17 protein-coding genes and 6 tRNA genes are annotated in these 15,226 nt (G+C 44.0%); 20 read left to right on the forward strand and 3 right to left on the reverse strand.

Annotation, left to right across the window (positions count from 1 at the left end):
* Positions 1-51 precede the first annotated feature (51 nt).
* Together ABF487_RS07930 and ABF487_RS07935 are read left to right on the forward strand one after the other, a co-directional pair.
* Entirely contained in the window at positions 52-2,109 is a 2,058-nt protein-coding gene (locus ABF487_RS07930) for a penicillin-binding transpeptidase domain-containing protein (protein WP_415634970.1), read from the forward strand.
* Entirely contained in the window at positions 2,109-3,071 is a 963-nt protein-coding gene (locus tag ABF487_RS07935) for an ADP-ribosylglycohydrolase family protein (protein WP_263779152.1), read from the forward strand. The genes ABF487_RS07930 and ABF487_RS07935 overlap by 1 nt, the downstream gene beginning before the upstream one ends.
* Positions 3,072-3,104: 33 nt before the next feature.
* Here ABF487_RS07935 and rnjA read toward each other — a convergent pair whose 3' ends face one another.
* On the reverse strand, positions 3,105-4,820 hold the full coding sequence (gene rnjA / locus ABF487_RS07940; RefSeq protein ID WP_415626121.1) for a ribonuclease J1: 1,716 nt from the start codon (positions 4,818-4,820) through the stop codon (positions 3,105-3,107).
* Positions 4,821-4,934: 114 nt separating this feature from the next.
* Here rnjA and ABF487_RS07945 point away from each other — a divergent pair, with 114 nt between their 5' ends.
* Genes ABF487_RS07945 through recN form a run of 9 tightly spaced genes read left to right on the forward strand, consistent with a single transcriptional unit; the run spans position 4,935 to position 11,832 of the window.
* A complete protein-coding gene (locus ABF487_RS07945) occupies positions 4,935-5,531 on the forward strand; it encodes a TIGR00730 family Rossman fold protein (protein ID WP_007746134.1) in 597 nt (198 codons plus the stop codon).
* Positions 5,532-5,573: 42 nt separating this feature from the next.
* Positions 5,574-6,137, forward strand: coding sequence for an elongation factor P (efp, locus tag ABF487_RS07950; RefSeq protein ID WP_263779150.1), 564 nt, complete (start codon positions 5,574-5,576; stop codon positions 6,135-6,137).
* A gap of 1 nt (position 6,138) precedes the next feature.
* Positions 6,139-6,675: an Asp23/Gls24 family envelope stress response protein gene (locus tag ABF487_RS07955; RefSeq protein WP_263779149.1), complete on the forward strand. Its 537-nt coding sequence runs from the start codon at positions 6,139-6,141 to the stop codon at positions 6,673-6,675.
* 4 nt (positions 6,676-6,679) lie between these two features.
* A complete protein-coding gene (nusB, locus tag ABF487_RS07960) occupies positions 6,680-7,072 on the forward strand; it encodes a transcription antitermination factor NusB (RefSeq protein WP_415634971.1) in 393 nt (130 codons plus the stop codon).
* A gap of 6 nt (positions 7,073-7,078) precedes the next feature.
* Positions 7,079-8,296, forward strand: a complete 1,218-nt coding sequence (xseA, locus tag ABF487_RS07965) for an exodeoxyribonuclease VII large subunit (protein ID WP_415634972.1) — start codon at positions 7,079-7,081, stop codon at positions 8,294-8,296.
* On the forward strand, positions 8,280-8,510 hold the full coding sequence (gene xseB / locus ABF487_RS07970; RefSeq protein ID WP_007746140.1) for an exodeoxyribonuclease VII small subunit: 231 nt from the start codon (positions 8,280-8,282) through the stop codon (positions 8,508-8,510). The genes xseA and xseB overlap by 17 nt, the downstream gene beginning before the upstream one ends.
* Positions 8,500-9,327 (forward strand): polyprenyl synthetase family protein, encoded by an 828-nt coding sequence (locus ABF487_RS07975; RefSeq protein ID WP_007746141.1) that lies wholly within the window; start codon positions 8,500-8,502, stop codon positions 9,325-9,327. Before xseB ends, ABF487_RS07975 begins: the two co-directional genes overlap by 11 nt.
* Positions 9,324-10,154 (forward strand): TlyA family RNA methyltransferase, encoded by an 831-nt coding sequence (locus ABF487_RS07980; RefSeq protein ID WP_415634973.1) that lies wholly within the window; start codon positions 9,324-9,326, stop codon positions 10,152-10,154. Before ABF487_RS07975 ends, ABF487_RS07980 begins: the two co-directional genes overlap by 4 nt.
* 22 nt (positions 10,155-10,176) lie before the next feature.
* Positions 10,177-11,832, forward strand: coding sequence for a DNA repair protein RecN (gene recN, locus ABF487_RS07985; protein WP_415634974.1), 1,656 nt, complete (start codon positions 10,177-10,179; stop codon positions 11,830-11,832).
* 24 nt (positions 11,833-11,856) lie between these two features.
* Here recN and ABF487_RS07990 read toward each other — a convergent pair whose 3' ends face one another.
* Positions 11,857-12,177, reverse strand: a complete 321-nt coding sequence (locus tag ABF487_RS07990; RefSeq protein ID WP_007746144.1) for a hypothetical protein — start codon at positions 12,175-12,177, stop codon at positions 11,857-11,859.
* A 178-nt stretch (positions 12,178-12,355) separates the two neighbouring features.
* Here ABF487_RS07990 and gmk point away from each other — a divergent pair, with 178 nt between their 5' ends.
* A complete protein-coding gene (gmk, locus tag ABF487_RS07995; RefSeq protein WP_415633958.1) occupies positions 12,356-12,967 on the forward strand; it encodes a guanylate kinase in 612 nt (203 codons plus the stop codon).
* A 1-nt stretch (position 12,968) separates the two neighbouring features.
* Complete coding sequence (gene rpoZ, locus ABF487_RS08000; protein WP_007746146.1) at positions 12,969-13,292, forward strand: DNA-directed RNA polymerase subunit omega; 324 nt, start codon at positions 12,969-12,971, stop codon at positions 13,290-13,292.
* Here rpoZ and ABF487_RS08005 read toward each other — a convergent pair.
* On the reverse strand, positions 13,289-13,942 hold the full coding sequence (locus tag ABF487_RS08005) for a VTT domain-containing protein (RefSeq protein WP_263779142.1): 654 nt from the start codon (positions 13,940-13,942) through the stop codon (positions 13,289-13,291). The two genes, rpoZ and ABF487_RS08005, sit on opposite strands and share 4 nt — an antisense overlap.
* A 61-nt stretch (positions 13,943-14,003) precedes the next feature.
* On the opposite strand from ABF487_RS08005, the gene ABF487_RS08010 reads away from it, so the two are divergent.
* From ABF487_RS08010 to ABF487_RS08040, 7 genes are all read left to right on the forward strand, one after another.
* A complete protein-coding gene (locus ABF487_RS08010; RefSeq protein ID WP_263779141.1) occupies positions 14,004-14,399 on the forward strand; it encodes a CvfD/Ygs/GSP13 family RNA-binding post-transcriptional regulator in 396 nt (131 codons plus the stop codon).
* 89 nt (positions 14,400-14,488) lie between these two features.
* Positions 14,489-14,561: transfer RNA gene (locus ABF487_RS08015), tRNA-Val, on the forward strand.
* 34 nt (positions 14,562-14,595) lie between these two features.
* A tRNA-Thr gene (locus tag ABF487_RS08020) sits at positions 14,596-14,668 on the forward strand.
* A 21-nt stretch (positions 14,669-14,689) separates the two neighbouring features.
* Positions 14,690-14,761: transfer RNA gene (locus tag ABF487_RS08025), tRNA-Gly, on the forward strand.
* 21 nt (positions 14,762-14,782) lie between these two features.
* Positions 14,783-14,866, forward strand: a tRNA-Leu gene (locus tag ABF487_RS08030).
* Positions 14,867-14,939: 73 nt separating this feature from the next.
* A tRNA-Arg gene (locus ABF487_RS08035) sits at positions 14,940-15,013 on the forward strand.
* A gap of 64 nt (positions 15,014-15,077) precedes the next feature.
* Positions 15,078-15,151 (forward strand) — tRNA-Pro (locus tag ABF487_RS08040).
* Positions 15,152-15,226: the final 75 nt, after the last annotated feature.

A 15,226-nucleotide genomic window follows, 5' to 3' on the forward strand; every position in this document is an offset into this window, starting at 1 on the left:
ACTTATCTTACGATGATACAATAAAATTGCGACTTATTTGGACCTTAAAAAGTGATAAACAAACCTGAATTCCAAAATTTTAATAAAAAAAACAATCGTCAGGACAACCGCTCGATTATTCCGACCAGATTAAACATTCTTTTAGGATTGAGTGCCTTTTTGCTAGCCACGCTGGTTGTCAGGCTGGCTATGCTGACGCTTGTTTCTGGCAATAGCTATCTGGCAATGATTAACCGTACCGATACAACGGTTGAAACCACCGAAGCGCCCAGAGGACTGATTTATGACTCTACGGGCCAGCTTTTGGTAGGCAACCGCTCGATTCCATCCGTCAGTTTTGAAAGGCTGCCGCAGATTTCGGCGAGCGAAATTTATAAAACTGCTGGCCGTCTTTCTCAATATTTAGCTCTTGGTGCGCATAATGTGACACAGCGCCAGCAGATTGATTATTACTTGGCTAATGCCAGGAATAATAAGCGGACAATCAAAAACTTAAAACTTTCCACGCGTCGTTTGAACAAGCTCAGTAATGCGCAAGTTTATCAAAGGGAAGTTAAATATTTAGTGAAACAGAATTTTTCTTTGCCAGCTAGCGAGCAAAATAGCGTTGCGATCTATACGAGAATGATGCAAACGACCAATTTAACTACCGGGACGATTAAATCCGATAATGTCAGTGATAAAGAAATTTCTGAGATTGGGGAACGCCTAGCTGAATTTCCCGGCATTCGGATTAATCAAGGATGGGTCAGAGACTATCCTCATCAGCAGGCTTTGAGAACTGTTTTAGGCAATCTATCAGGCTCTAACGGACTTCCAGAAACACGTGTTAATACTTTTCTCTCTCAAGGCTATTCACGCGCGGATAATGTCGGTATTTCCGGTATTGAGATGCAATATGAGCAGACTTTACGCGGCATCAGCCGGCAGACGCGTTTGACCACGAACAATCAGAACCAGATTGTCGGCAGCCGAGTCATTCAGCAAGGGCAGGCAGGGCATAATCTGCAGCTGACAATTAATGCAAAATTTCAAAATGATGTCGCCAATATTATTAAAAGCAATATTTTGGGTGATCTATCCACCGGCGGGTATGGCGTGGTAATGAATCCCTATACAGGCGGTATTTATGCGATGGCTGGTTGGGATCGCAACAATCAAACAGGCGCTTTGACTCAAAATGATATGGCTGTCATTCAGGATCCGATCGTTATGGGGTCAGCTGTCAAGCCGGCCATGGTTGCCACAGCACTGCAGGCTGGTATTATTACACCGCAGAGCTCGACCCAGGATGATCAGGCGATTAGATTAGCCGCCAGTAATCCGATTTTTTCTTACTTCAACCCAAGTGGCCGTAAGATTCCGCTCGATGCTCGTCAAGCATTGGAAAACTCCTCAAACACTTACATGGTTCAGTTAGCCTTAAAAATGAACGGCACACCTTATTCGCAAGGGATGCGTTTGCCTGTAAGCCCAACAATCTGGCAGCGGATGCGTAATGGCTTTGGCCAATTTGGTCTGGGCAGCCGCACGGGCATTGATCTGCCAGGAGAAACGCCAGGATATCGCGGACGAATTACAGGGCCTCAGGCGACATCGTTTATCGATGAAGCTTTTGGTCAATATGATACCTATTCAGTCATTCAAATGGCCCGTTTTGCCAGTGTGGTTGCTAACGGAGGGTATTTAGTTCAGCCTCAAGTAGTCTCCTCTGTACTGAAATCAGGAAGAAACGGGACAAAACCATCAGTCGCCAGCAGCATCCGCCCTAATATTCAAGGCAGTGTTCATTTGACGCCGGCACAATGGGATGTGATCAAGGGCGGCATGTGGGATGTTGCAAACGGTTCAAGTCCTTATAATACCGGTGGAAGTTTGTTACATGCGTTAACGCCGAAAGTCGCCGCCAAGACAGGAACTGCCGAAACGTTTACGAATGGCCAGCAAACTCAAAACGATACCTTAATTATGTATTCGCCTTCTGCACCATTTGCGCTTGCTCTAGCTTTCCCTGGCGACAAATTGGATAGATTTGGAAATGTACAAAGGGCTGCTGCAGGTATTTATAATGCTTTCTGGCAGGATGTGATGCCTAAGCCTAAACAATAATGGCAAAAAGATTATCAACAATTGGAAGATTGCTTTACGGGATTGCCATTGGTGATGCCTTGGGTAATCTCAGCAAACGAAACACTCACAATGCCATGAAGGCTGATTTTGATCTGTCTCAGGCTGATTTTGATTTTGTCTGGACACCAACGACCGGCCTTACTTTGGCGATTGCCCGAGCGATTTCGTTGGGTTACACACGTGCTAACGTGATGCATAATTTTTCCGAATGGTGGCGCAATGGCCAATTCTCGATGACAAATACACTGCAGACTGATCGTTTTGAGACTGAGATCCAATCGATTATCGATTTTGAGTTAACACGTGATTTGGATAGCATTGGTACAACTGATCCAGCTGTGGACGATGAGAATATCCTGATCCGCGTCATGCCGATTGCGTTTTACGAAACTGCACGAATTGGTTCCAGCTTTATTAATGATGAGAAGTCTATGGCTTCGATTCATAATATGGTTTCTTTGACCAATAATTATCCAGCGGCCATGATGTCGGCGGGGATGGTTTCTTTTTTGATCTCACAGATTTTAGGAAAAGAATCATTAAATCAGGCTCTTGAAAATTCGATTGCGATTACTTATGAGTATTATTCTCAACGAAGTATTTTTCAGCCGGACCTGATTAATTTTGCACGCATGAATATGCCGGATATGGCGAATTTGAAAGCCGATGATTTGATTCATAATGGCAACGCGATTCATACCTTGGAAAATGTTTATTGGGTTCTGTTTTCAACGGATAATCTAAAGGATGCGATTCGATTGGCTGTTAAGACTTTTTCAAAACAGCGTCAGACCATTTTGGCTTTTGTTTGCGGTGTTTACGCCATGATTGATCGTGGTAATTTGGACGAACGAATGATTGAACAAATTGATCGCAAACCCATTACTAATGCAATTCTTAGGGTTGCTAATCGATCAAATCGTTTTCATATGAGAACATAAAAAAAGACCTGATCAGGTCTTTTTTTCTTATCCTTATTTTACTTGAATCAAAACAGGGATGATAATCGGCTTACGAGCCGTTTTCTTGTAAAGATAGTGACTGAGCTCATCAATGACCGCTTGTCTGATTGATCCTTCATCTGCGTTATTTGCCAACATGGCTTTTCGAATAGTGCCAAAGGCAACGCGTCGGCCGTCATTGATCAAATCACCGGATTCACGCATGTAGACAAAGCCGCGGCTCAAAAGATCCGGGCCAGAAAGAATTTCTTTGGTCTGCATATTGATTGTGGCTGTCACAATGACCAGCCCATCCTGGGATAGCTTTTGCCGCTCATGCAAAACAGCACTGCCAACGTCACCGATGCCGCCACCATCAACATAGGTGTCTTCAGCAGAGAAGTGGCCGGCTGGATGAGCATGTTCGCCATCCAATGCCAAGACATCACCGTTGTCCATCACGAAAATGTGATCTTCAGGGACACCAGTGGATTGAGCCAAACCGCTATGAATTTTTAACATCCGGTATTCGCCATGGATCGGCATGAAGAATTTAGGCTTCATTAATTCGAGCATCAGCTTTTGTTCTTCTTGACCACCATGACCGGAAGTGTGGATGTTATTCAGAGCACCATAGATGACATGGGCACCGCCTTCTTCTAGTTCATTGATAACTTTATTGACGGAAGCCGTGTTGCCTGGGATTGGATTGGAAGAGAAGACAACCGTATCATTAGGCTGAAGTTTGATCTGTTTATGTGTGCCATTTGCTATTCGTGCAAGGGCAGCCATGGGTTCACCTTGCGACCCAGTTGATAAGATCAGTGTCTCGTCAGCCGGCGTATTTTTCAAATCGCTCGGTTCTAGCAAATATTCGTCCGGAATGTTCAAATAGCCAAGCTCGCGACCATTAGTCACAGCTGTTTCCATGGAACGACCGAAAACAGCAATCTTACGACCATGTTCGACAGCGGCTTCCATCGCCATTTTCACACGGCTGACATTAGACGCGAAGGTAGCAAAAATAATGCGGCCCTTAGTGACACGGCCAAAAATGCGCTCGACTGATTTTTGGACCCAAGCCTCAGATTTGGTAAATTGAGGCTTTTCAGCGTTCGTCGAATCTGACATCAGCAGCAGAACACCATCGCGGCCGATCTTGGCCATTTTCTGAATGTCGGGGAATTGCTTAGTGACAGGTGTCAAATCGAATTTAAAATCTCCGGTCTCGACAATTGTACCGACTGGCGTATGCACTGCTACACCAACAGTATCAGGGATTGAATGGGTCGTCTGGAAAAATTCTACTTGCATTTTCCCAAAATCGAAATGATCATCGGGATGGAACTCATGCAGCTCTGTCTTCTTCAACAGGTTATGTTCTTCTAGCTTGCCCTTAATCAGCGCCATGGCAAATGGTGGTGCATAGACAGGAACGTTTACAGCCCGCAAGAAGTAGGAAATAGCACCGATATGATCTTCATGTCCATGAGTAATCACAAGTGCTTTGACCTTTTCTATATTCTCAACCAGATAGCTATAATCCGGAATCACGTAATCGACTCCTAAAAGATCGTCTTCAGGGAACATGATACCGGCATCAATCACGACGATTTCGTCTTGATATTGGATGGCGTAGGTGTTTTTTCCAATTTCGCCAAGTCCGCCAAGAGCCATCACTCCGACTTCATTATTTTCAAGTTTAACTTTATGCGCAAAGCTCTCTACGCTTTGATCATTTTCTGACATATATTGCAAATTCCTTTTTATCAAAAATATTTTGTCCACGAATAGTTCATTAAAATGAACCAGTAGCTAAGATCCAGTATAGCAAAAAAATCAGGCACGGGTTAACATTAAATTATGTCGAAAATCAATCAAATTAGTTCGGTTGGCGTTTTTATGGGATCGGCCAGCGGGAACGACCCTATTTTTAAGGAAAGATCTGAAGAATTAGGACGTTATTTGGCTGAAAATGGTTATCGGCTTGTATATGGCGGCGGGCAGGAAGGGCTGATGGGTCTCGTTGCAAAAACAGTCATGGCAAATGGCGGCCAGGTCTTAGGCGTGACGCCCAAGAATCTAGCAGAGTTCTCAATACCGGCCGGTCAGATTACAGAATTGGTAGAAGTTTCCGATATGAACACGCGTAAACAACTAATGCTGCAAGAATCGGACGCTTTTATCGCTTTACCCGGCGGTTTTGGTACTATGGAAGAGATTGCGCAGACAATTAGCTGGGCAAAAATCGACTTGCATGAAAAACCTTTGGCTCTATTTGATATTGACGGCTTTTACGATACTTTTTGGGATTGGATCGAAGAGTCAGTACAGCGGGGTTTTGTTCCGCCGGTTGATATGAGATATGTTTTTCACGGAGAGTCTCTGACTGATATTTTTGACTACTTCGAAAGGTTTGAATTTCCTTCAGAATTCCAAAATCCCGAAAATTTTGTCTGAGCAATGATAAAATATTACAGTTAAGTAGAAAGTGAGAATAATATGGCTATTGATACATCAGATTTTAAGAACGGTTTAACCATTGAATATAACAAAGCAATTTGGCGCATATTGTCATTTCAGCATGTCAAGCCAGGTAAAGGTGGTGCTTTTGTTCGTTCGAAGCTGAAAAATTTACGGACTGGTGCTGTTAACGAGGTTACTTTCCGTGCCGGCGAGCGAATGGAATTGGCCGATATCACAACTCGTCCGATGCAGTATTTATATGCAAACGGCGATAGCTATGTTTTCATGGATACAGAGACCTACGATCAGCTGGAAATTCCTGGTGAGAAAATCAAAGACTCTTTGAAGTTCCTATTGGAAAATATGGAAGTTCGCGTTACCTCTTATCATGATGAAATCTTGGATGTTGAATTGCCTGTAACAGTTGAACTCACCGTGACTGATACTCAGCCTTCAATTAAGGGTGCAACTGTGAATGGCGGCGGCAAACCAGCTACAATGGAGACAGGTCTGGTTATTACCGTACCGGACTTCATTAATGCCGGCGATAAATTGGTTGTTAATACAGCTGATGGCGGTTCATACAAGGAGCGTGCTTAAAATGGCAAAAGCCCAAGAAGCAAAATATTTCGTTCTTGGCGGTAGTAAGCTCGATGGTGAGACAAAGATTTCCTCATCGACTCTAGAGACAATTGCGTCAATTGCAGCCAAAGAGGTTGATGGCGTCATTAGTTTGCAAGCACAGACTAAAGAGCGTTTTTCCGGGTTTTTCTTCACAAAAAAATATCAGCAGACAAAAGGTGTTGTCGTCAAACAAAATGAGGGCGGCGATCTTTTGTTTACTGTCTATGCTGTGTTCACATATGGCGTTAATATTCCGAAAACAGCTTTGGCAATCCAGAATGCAGTCAAATCAGCTGTTTCTGCAGCCACTGATTTGAAGATTTCGGATGTTGATGTCGTTGTTTCCAGTCTGTTACATGATAAGGATGCGAAGCCGGAAATCGATCCTAACAATCTTTTTGAAGAGGCAAAGCCTGAGCCTGTTAAGGCTGTTAAAAAGCCAGCAACACGCAAACGCGCAGTTAAAAAGACTGCAGCGGTTACTGACAAAAAAAACGAGAAAAAAGAAAACTAATATTTTGAATTTATCACGTCAACAAATTAGAGAACTTAGCTTTCAAGCAATTTTTGCTTTGGAAGTGAATTCGGAGCAGGATCGAGCATTATTAAAATCGACCTTGTTTCAGCAGAACACCCGAGATGATTATTTTGATGAATTGGTTGATGGTGTTGTTGCGGTACATAAAGAACTCGAGGCCCAATATGAGCCTTTTTTAAAGGACGATTGGTCATACGACCGGATTTCAAAGACGGCCAACGTTGCACTGCAGATCGGCCTTTTTGAATTAACTCAGAGAATCGATATTCCAAATAAAGTTTCTCTGGATCAGGCGACTGAATTGGCCAAAAATTTTGGTGATGACAGCGATGGCAAATTTGTTAATGGGGTCTTGGCTCATTTTGTCTCTTAACCGCTTATGGATGATGATCAAGCACAAGAATTTTTAACTGTTGGCGCGCTCAATCGATATCTGGGTGCCAAATTCAGCCGTGATCCTTATCTGAAACAGGTTTCGGTCACTGGCGAAATTTTTGGTTACAAGGTTTCCGGCTTTTCGGCCTATTTTGATCTTAGGGATGAGGATGAGTCGTCAATCCGGGCTTACGTCTCGCCAACTGTTTTGCGTCGTCTTTCTTTTGATTTCAAATCCGGGGATAAGGTTAATTTGACCGGCAGTGTCCGTCTCTATGAAAAACGTGCATATGCCTCGCTGCTTGTGTTATCTATGCAGCCAGCTGGTCTTGGCGAGCTTTATCTGAAATTGGCTGAGATTAAAAATCGCCTGACTAAGGAAGGGCTGTTTAATAAACCGGTCAAACCGCTCTCTTTTTTTCCAAAAAAAGTTGCCGTTGTGACCTCAAAGACTGGTGCAGTTATCCATGACATACAATCCACGATCGGTCATCGAAATCCGAATCTGGCCATTCAGCTATATGAATCAGTCGTGCAGGGAGATAAGGCGGTCGCTGAGTTAATAGCTGCTGTCAAACAAGCCGACCAATCTGATGCCGATGCCATTATTATTGCTAGAGGCGGCGGCTCGATGCTGGATTTGTGGCCCTTTAATGATGAGCAATTAGTTCGGTTGGTTGCTAATCTTTCAAAGCCGGTTATTTCTTCCATTGGTCACCAGACTGATGTCACTTTGGTGGATTTAGCGGCAGACTATCGTGTGGAAACACCGACTGCCGCAGGTGTCAAAGTAACACCTGCGATTTCGGATTATCAAGCCATTCTCAATCAAATGACTGTGTCGATGTCGAACAATATCCGTCGTTCCTTTAAAAATGCCGTTACACAATTCGATTATTTAGCGAATTCGGCCGCTTTAAAATCCTTTGACCAGGTTTTTATCAACCACGAACAAAAACTGCAAAATCTGAATCTGCAGATGCTTTCAGCTTTTAATAATCATTTTCAGCGGGCCAATCAGGGATTTTTGAACTTAGTTGGCAAATTAGACGCCCTCAGCCCTCTAAAGGTCTTGGATCGTGGCTTTTCTGTCACTTTCAAAGATGGCCTGGCAGTCAAAGATAGTCAGGAGCTTCAAAGCAAAGACCAGCTGAAAATCATTTTCGCCAAGGGATTGGCGTTAGCAGAAGTAAAGGAGATCAACCATGACAGAAGCATTTGATTTTGAGAAGAATATGAAGGATCTTAAGCAGCTGGTCTCCAGCTTAGAGAATGGCGATTTGCCGATTGACCAAGCTTTAAAAAATTTTCAGCAGGGAGTCAAGATTTCGACGGATTTAAAAAAATATCTCGACGACTCGCAGAAAACAATTGATGAAAATCTCAGTCAATTGAATCTCGATTCTGAACGCAAAGGAGACCAAAATGAAGTTTGAGGTTTTTTCAGATCGCTATCTGCCAAAAATTAATCAGGAACTGAAGGCTTATTTTTCAGATCGCGATGATGACATTTTCGATATGATTTCCTATGCGCTGAACTCAGCGGGAAAACGTTTGCGGCCATTGATTACTTTGGCCGTTTATGCTGCTGCCGGCAAAGTGATTGATGATACTGCGATCAAGGCAGCTACGGCAGTCGAATTTGTGCACGCTTATTCTTTGGTACATGACGACTTGCCCGAAATGGATAATGATAGCAAGCGGCGCGGCCAGGACAGTGTTTGGAAAGCTTATGGTGTCGGCAATGCCGTTTTGGTTGGTGATGGCCTTTTGACAGAAGCTTTCAAAAAGCTGGCTGATTTGCCAATACCAGACAGTTTGCGTTTGCGTTTAATCTATAGTCTGGCTTTGGCCGCTGGCCCGGATAATATGGTACGTGGCCAGCAGTATGATCTTTTTTCCAAAGAGAAAGTGCAGTCTGTCGAAGATTTAGAATTTGTGCATTTAATGAAGACGGGATCTTTGATGACTTATGCAGCAACAGCTGGCGGTATTCTTGCTGGGTTGCCGGAAAATGCACTCCGCTATCTGAATGTGTATGGTGCTAATCTGGGAATTGCTTTTCAAATTAAAGATGATTTGAAAGATATCGAACAGGATAAAGCAGAACATAAAAATAGTTTCCCTAAATTGGCTGGTGTTGATGGCAGCCGGGCAGAACTCGCCGAACATGTCAAAGCTGCACGGGAAGCGATTGAAAAGATACCAAATTTCCAGCATTCTGTTCTGACTGATTTATTGGATCAGCTATGACCGAATTTCCTATCCGCCTAGACCATTATTTAATGACGACTGGTTTATTTTCTAGCCGCACACAGGCACAAAAAGCCATCAAAGCCGGTATTGTTGCCGATCAGCAGGGTCGTATATTTAATAAAAGCAGCTATCTTGTTGAAAACGAGACTCCTTTTCATCTAACGGCTGAATTGTCAGATTTTGCTTCCAGGGCAGCTTTAAAACTTGAAAAGGCCGTTCGCGTCTTCCATTTTCAATTAGAGGGTCAGACGGTTATTGATGTTGGTGCATCAACTGGCGGATTTACGGACGTATCGCTCAGGCAGGGTGCGACGCTTGTCTATGCAGTGGATGTTGGTCATGATCAGTTGATTGACCGTTTAAAAGAGGACCCGCGTGTTAAAAATATGCCGGGTTATAATTTCCGTTACGCCAAAAAATCGGATTTTGAGAAACAGTTTCCGACGCGTGCGGTGATTGATGTTTCCTTTATTTCCTTGAATCTGATTCTGCCGGCCTTGTTTCCGATTCTCACTGCTGAAGGGGAACTAATTGCCTTATTCAAACCGCAATTTGAAGTGGGCAAAGAGAATATCGGCAAAAAAGGGATTGTCAAACACGCACGGCCAGTCTGGGAAGCATTTGAAAATCTGGTTAAGCATGCACAGCAGCTCGGTTTTTTTTCAGCGGCCTTTACCAGTTCGCCAATCAAAGGTGGGGATGGCAACCGAGAATTTCTGCTTTATTTGAATAAGAGTGATACAAAAGTTGATTTTGCTTCTTTTTTGGCCAACAGCCGGAAAACTATTTTCAATAGTTATCAGAAGTCTTCATTAAAGGGCTGAAAATTTCGTACAATTCTTACAGATGCTAAATAATTTATCAATTAAAAATTTCGCCATCATTGATGATGCTCAAATTGACTTTGATAATGGATTTACGGTCATGACTGGGGAGACCGGCGCTGGCAAGTCGATCATTATTGATGCACTCAGTCTGCTGGTTGGCGAGCGTTCAGCGAGCTCGATGATTCGAAAGGGCGAAGAGAAGGCGACGATTCAAGGCGTCTTTGATTTTCCTGAGCAGGATTTAACGGCTTTTGGTATCGAAAAAGATGATCAGCTGATCATTCGGCGAGAAATTAATCGTAAAGGGCATAATCTCATTTCCGCTAATGGCGTCCTACTGACATTAAAACAGCTGACTGAGATCGGCCAAAACCTGATTAAAATTTCGGCGCAGTTTGACAATCGGCAATTGCTGGACAGCGATTTGCAGGCGGAATTGGTTGACCGTTTCGGATCGGCTGATTTTTCCGAACAACTCAAGCATTATAGAGAAAAGTATTCGGATTATGCTCAGTTAAGAAGAGAACTAAACCAACAAGACCAGAATGAACGCGACCGTCAGAGCCGTTTGGACTTTTTGACTTTTGAAGCGCAAGAACTTGGCGACTTGAAGATACAGCCCAACGAATTAGAACAGCTGCAGCAAAGAGATAAACAAATCAAGAATTTCGAAAAGATTTACGAACTGCTATCGACGGCGGTTCATGATTTGGATGATTCCCAAGATAATTCAGCTCTAACCATGCTAGACGATGCTTTGACGAATTTGCGGTCTTTAAGCAGTATTGATAACAGCTATGCGTCATCATCGGCCGCCTTGGAATCTAATTACCTGGACTTGCAGGAACTGGCCCGTGATTTGAAAGTCCGTTTTTCAGATCTTGCTTTTGATGATCAAGAGGCCCAGCAAGTGGCTGACAGAATCAGTGAATTAAGAACGGCCGAGCGTAAATATCACCGCAGCAGCGACGATTTGGTTGACTATTTGGCCGAGATTAAAAAAGAAATCACGACCTTATCGAATTATGATCAGGACAGACAAGAAAAGCAGACACGTTTTCAGGCCTTGCGCAAAGAAACCATTCAGCTAGCTAATCAATTGCACGACATGCGCTTGCAAACAGCTGCCCGCCTAGAAAAACAAATCCAGGAAAACTTGTCTGACCTGCTTTTAGGCGAGGCCGTTTTTCAAATTCATGTCCAAGAAACCAAGAAGCTGACAGCTAACGGCTTGGATGAAGTCGATTTTTGGATCCAGACCAATCCTGGTGAAGCAAATCTGCCAGTTAATCAGATCGCTTCTGGTGGTGAAATTTCCCGTATTCTGCTTGCTCTGACCAATGTCTTTTCTAATGCAATGTCTGTGGCGACGATTATTTTTGATGAAGTTGACACGGGTGTCTCCGGACGAGCTGCTGTGGCGATCGCTAAAAAGATGAAGGCGATCAGCGAACATCGCCAGGTTATTTCGATCTCGCATCTGCCGCAAGTGGCCGCCGCCGCCGATCAGCAGCTGCAGATTGAAAAATCAGTTCATCAGGGCCGGACATTAACAAACATCCAGGCTTTGGATTACCAGGGGCGTATACTCTCAATTGCTAATATGCTTTCCGGCGAAAAAATTACCGACCAGTCCAAGGCCAACGCACAACAGCTTTTAGGACAAAAAAAATAAACCCGAAGGTTTATTTCTAAAGATCTATTCGCGAATCAATTTAAGGTGCCGGATTTGTGCAGCGTGAATTTTGGTCAGATCGTTTTTAGATTGAATCAGCAGATTGCCATTATTGGTCTGGATGAGTTTTCCGGAAAAATTCATTACACGGTCTGAATAAGCTTCACAATTAATCTGCATCTTCACCGGGCGGTCAAAACTCAGAGCCAAGTTTAAACGTTCGATGATCGTATCGGCGTCCAGCTGTTCTTTTTTTTCGATCGGCATGATTTTCTTGAGATTTTTTAACAATTTCTTGAATGATTTACCGTTAATGATCTGATTGTTTACGATTGCGTTCTGCATTTTCTGTTCCCTCAACACTATTAATATACGAACGCCTGTTCTAAATAGCAACCATGTTTGCGAACAAAAGCTGCCTCTCTGGTGTTTGTAGCATGCAATATCTGATAAAAATCCTTTAAAACAGATATTTAAGAATTGGTAAATCTTCCAAAGGTTTGACAGTGTTAAACTAGTTTTCATGAACGAACGAGGAATGTTATTTTTACTTTCGGGGCCATCCGGTGTTGGCAAAGGGACAGTCCGAAAGGCTTTATTTAGAAAAAACCCGCACGAGCTGCTTTATTCGATATCTGCGACGACTCGCAAGCCGCGTCGGGGCGAGGTCGACGGCCGGGATTACTTCTTTTTGAACAAAGAACAGTTTGAAAAGATGATTAATGACGGTCAGATGCTGGAATATGCACAATACGTCAACAGTTATTACGGTACACCCAAGACTTGGATTGACGAGCAGCGCAGCCAGGGCAAGGATGTTTTTATGGAAATCGAGGTCAACGGTGCCATGCAGGTGCGTGCCAAAGTTCCTGATGCGATTTTGATTTTTCTGCTGCCGCCGGATCTGATGCAGCTAAGAAATCGTCTCGAATTACGTGGTACCGAGTCTGATGAGGTGATTAATCAGCGCCTAAAAACGGCCCGTGAAGAGATTTTAATGATGACCAACTATGATTATGCGGTCGTAAATGATAAAGTGGATAAGGCGGTAAAAAAGGTCCAGACGATCATTGACGCAGAGCGTCTGAAAGCAAACCGTCTGGCCAACAGCTATATCAAAATATTGGAGGGTTAACATGAGCTTAATGTATCCGTCGGTCGACGAATTACTCGAAAAAGTCGATTCTCGTTATAAATTAATTGCGCTTGCATCAAAGCGTGCAAAAGAGTTGGAAGAACTGCCCCGCTTAAAAGAAGAATTATTGAAATTAAAGCGTGAAGAAAAGCCAACAGATCGTGATAAAAAAATGATGCAGGATATTTCTGCAAAACTGGATACAATGGTCGGACCTACATTAGATTCCTATAAGTCGGTCAAGCCGATTGGACGTGCCTTAGAAGAAATTAATCAGGGCAACGTTCGAATTGATCCGGTTAATAAAGACGAAAGCGGAGATTAAATCTCCGCTTTTTTGCTGCTTATTTTCGTGTGCAAAAAGGCGATTACGGCTGGCAGGAGCGTGACGATGACGATGGCCAGAATAATCAGCGTAAAATGCTGATGAACAAAAGGAATGTTGCCAAAGAAGAATCCCGCCCAGACAGCAATCGTTGCCCAGGAAAAGGTACCCAAGACCGAATATTTCAAGAATTTCAAATAAGAATAATCCGAGGTAGCGGCCACGAACGGCGCCAGCGTTCGAATAATCGGCATGTAACGCGCTAGGATAATCGCGAGTGCACCGTGTTTCTCATAGAATTTTTCGGTATCTTTGACTTGCTGAGGCTTGATAAAACGGCTGCCGATCTTTGTTGCTAGAAAACGCTGGCCGATTGTGTGCCCGATCATGTAATTTAGGGAATCGCCGATCAGCGAAACGGCGAAAAAACCAGCCCATAGGGCCCAAACATTTAAAATGTTGTTACCAGCGGCTGAGAGGGCACCGGCGGCAAATAAGAGTGAATCACCGGGTAAAAAAGGCAGGATGACCGCGCCGGTCTCTATGAGCACGATAAAGAACATCAGCGCATAGCTCCAAATGCCGAAACTGTTGACGATGTTGGCCAAGTGAACATCAATGTGGAGGATAAAATCAATTAAAGATTGCATACCGGTTAAGTATAACAATCGTTTCCACCAGTTTTTTTGAAAACTTACTATAATGTTATGTATGGATTACAAAATTGGTCAAAAAATTCAAGGAACCATTTCCGGTATTCAGGATTATGGCGTGTTTGTCCAATTGGACAGCAAGCACCAGGGACTCGTGCATATTTCCGAATGCAAAAGCGGTCGGATTACCGATTTGAAAGATGATTTTCACGTCGGCCAGCCTGTCGAAGCGATTATTCTCGATATTGATGATTACAGCCATAAAATCAGCCTGAGTTTTCGCCAATTAGCCATTCCAGTTACGCATGCTAATCCGAAACCTGGCGAGAACCGTAATATTTATAAACATTTCTGGACATCGACACGTGTGAAGACCGCTTTTAAGCCGATCGCAGCCACCATTGATGCCAGCAAGAGTGAAGCATTAAGCAGAATTAGGCGGGTTAAGGAATAATTTTGAGAATTTTTCTGGAATAATGTTGACGTTCGTCGAAATATTATGTATTATATTTTAGTCGCGTGCATTACGGCGATGAAATAATTGGACGCTTAGCTCAGCTGGGAGAGCACCTGCCTTACAAGCAGGGGGTCACAGGTTCGATCCCTGTAGCGTCCATTGGGGATGAGAAATCATTTCCCGAAAGTTGATCGCCGACTTAGCTCAGTTGGCAGAGCACCGCTCTTGTAAAGCGGGGGTCGGAGGTTCGAACCCTCTAGTCGGCAGAGGGTTATCCTCAATAATATGCGAACGTAGTTCAGCGGTAGAACATCACCTTGCCATGGTGGGGGTCACGGGTTCGAGTCCCGCCGTTCGCTTTGCCACCTGCCGTGGCAGTTGCCGGCGTGGCGGAATAGGCAGACGCACAGGACTTAAAATCCTGCGGTAGTGATACCGTCCCGGTTCGATCCCGGGCGCCGGCATGTTTGCTTGATAAGCAAACAGTTGATTTACCCACGTGGCAATTCTGTTGGGTAGGTTGGCAGTTTAGAACATGCACCATTAGCGCAATTGGATAGAGCGTCTGACTACGAATCAGGAGGTTGTAGGTTCGACTCCTACATGGTGCATAGGTCAAGAAATTGACCGTCTGAGCACAGGCAAGCGATTGTTTGTGTACTGGGTGGAATTACTCGGGACATAGCTCAGTTTGGTAGAGCACCTGGTTTGGGACCAGGGGGTCGCTGGTTCGAATCCAGTTGTCCCGATTGGGCGCTTGCTCAATCGATCGCGGTGTAGCTCAGCTGGCTAGAGCGTCCGGTTCATACCCGGGAGGTCGAGGG

Origin of the sequence: Oenococcus sp. (assembly GCF_047725585.1) — a bacterium.
In the GTDB taxonomy this organism is placed as follows: domain Bacteria; phylum Bacillota; class Bacilli; order Lactobacillales; family Lactobacillaceae; genus Oenococcus; species Oenococcus kitaharae_A.

Bases quoted from the DNA above. Each gene is read 5' to 3' on its own strand.
- ABF487_RS07935 (WP_263779152.1), top strand. From the start codon at position 2,109: ATGGCAAAAAGATTATCAACAATTGGAAGATTGCTTTACGGGATTGCC.
- rnjA (WP_415626121.1), bottom strand. From the start codon at position 4,820: ATGTCAGAAAATGATCAAAGCGTAGAGAGCTTTGCGCATAAAGTTAAA.
- ABF487_RS07945 (WP_007746134.1), top strand. From the start codon at position 4,935: ATGTCGAAAATCAATCAAATTAGTTCGGTTGGCGTTTTTATGGGATCG.
- efp (WP_263779150.1), top strand. From the start codon at position 5,574: ATGGCTATTGATACATCAGATTTTAAGAACGGTTTAACCATTGAATAT.
- ABF487_RS07955 (WP_263779149.1), top strand. From the start codon at position 6,139: ATGGCAAAAGCCCAAGAAGCAAAATATTTCGTTCTTGGCGGTAGTAAG.
- xseA (WP_415634972.1), top strand. From the start codon at position 7,079: ATGGATGATGATCAAGCACAAGAATTTTTAACTGTTGGCGCGCTCAAT.
- xseB (WP_007746140.1), top strand. From the start codon at position 8,280: ATGACAGAAGCATTTGATTTTGAGAAGAATATGAAGGATCTTAAGCAG.
- ABF487_RS07975 (WP_007746141.1), top strand. From the start codon at position 8,500: ATGAAGTTTGAGGTTTTTTCAGATCGCTATCTGCCAAAAATTAATCAG.
- ABF487_RS07980 (WP_415634973.1), top strand. From the start codon at position 9,324: ATGACCGAATTTCCTATCCGCCTAGACCATTATTTAATGACGACTGGT.
- recN (WP_415634974.1), top strand. From the start codon at position 10,177: ATGCTAAATAATTTATCAATTAAAAATTTCGCCATCATTGATGATGCT.
- ABF487_RS07990 (WP_007746144.1), bottom strand. From the start codon at position 12,177: ATGCAGAACGCAATCGTAAACAATCAGATCATTAACGGTAAATCATTC.
- gmk (WP_415633958.1), top strand. From the start codon at position 12,356: ATGAACGAACGAGGAATGTTATTTTTACTTTCGGGGCCATCCGGTGTT.
- rpoZ (WP_007746146.1), top strand. From the start codon at position 12,969: ATGAGCTTAATGTATCCGTCGGTCGACGAATTACTCGAAAAAGTCGAT.
- ABF487_RS08005 (WP_263779142.1), bottom strand. From the start codon at position 13,942: ATGCAATCTTTAATTGATTTTATCCTCCACATTGATGTTCACTTGGCC.
- ABF487_RS08010 (WP_263779141.1), top strand. From the start codon at position 14,004: ATGGATTACAAAATTGGTCAAAAAATTCAAGGAACCATTTCCGGTATT.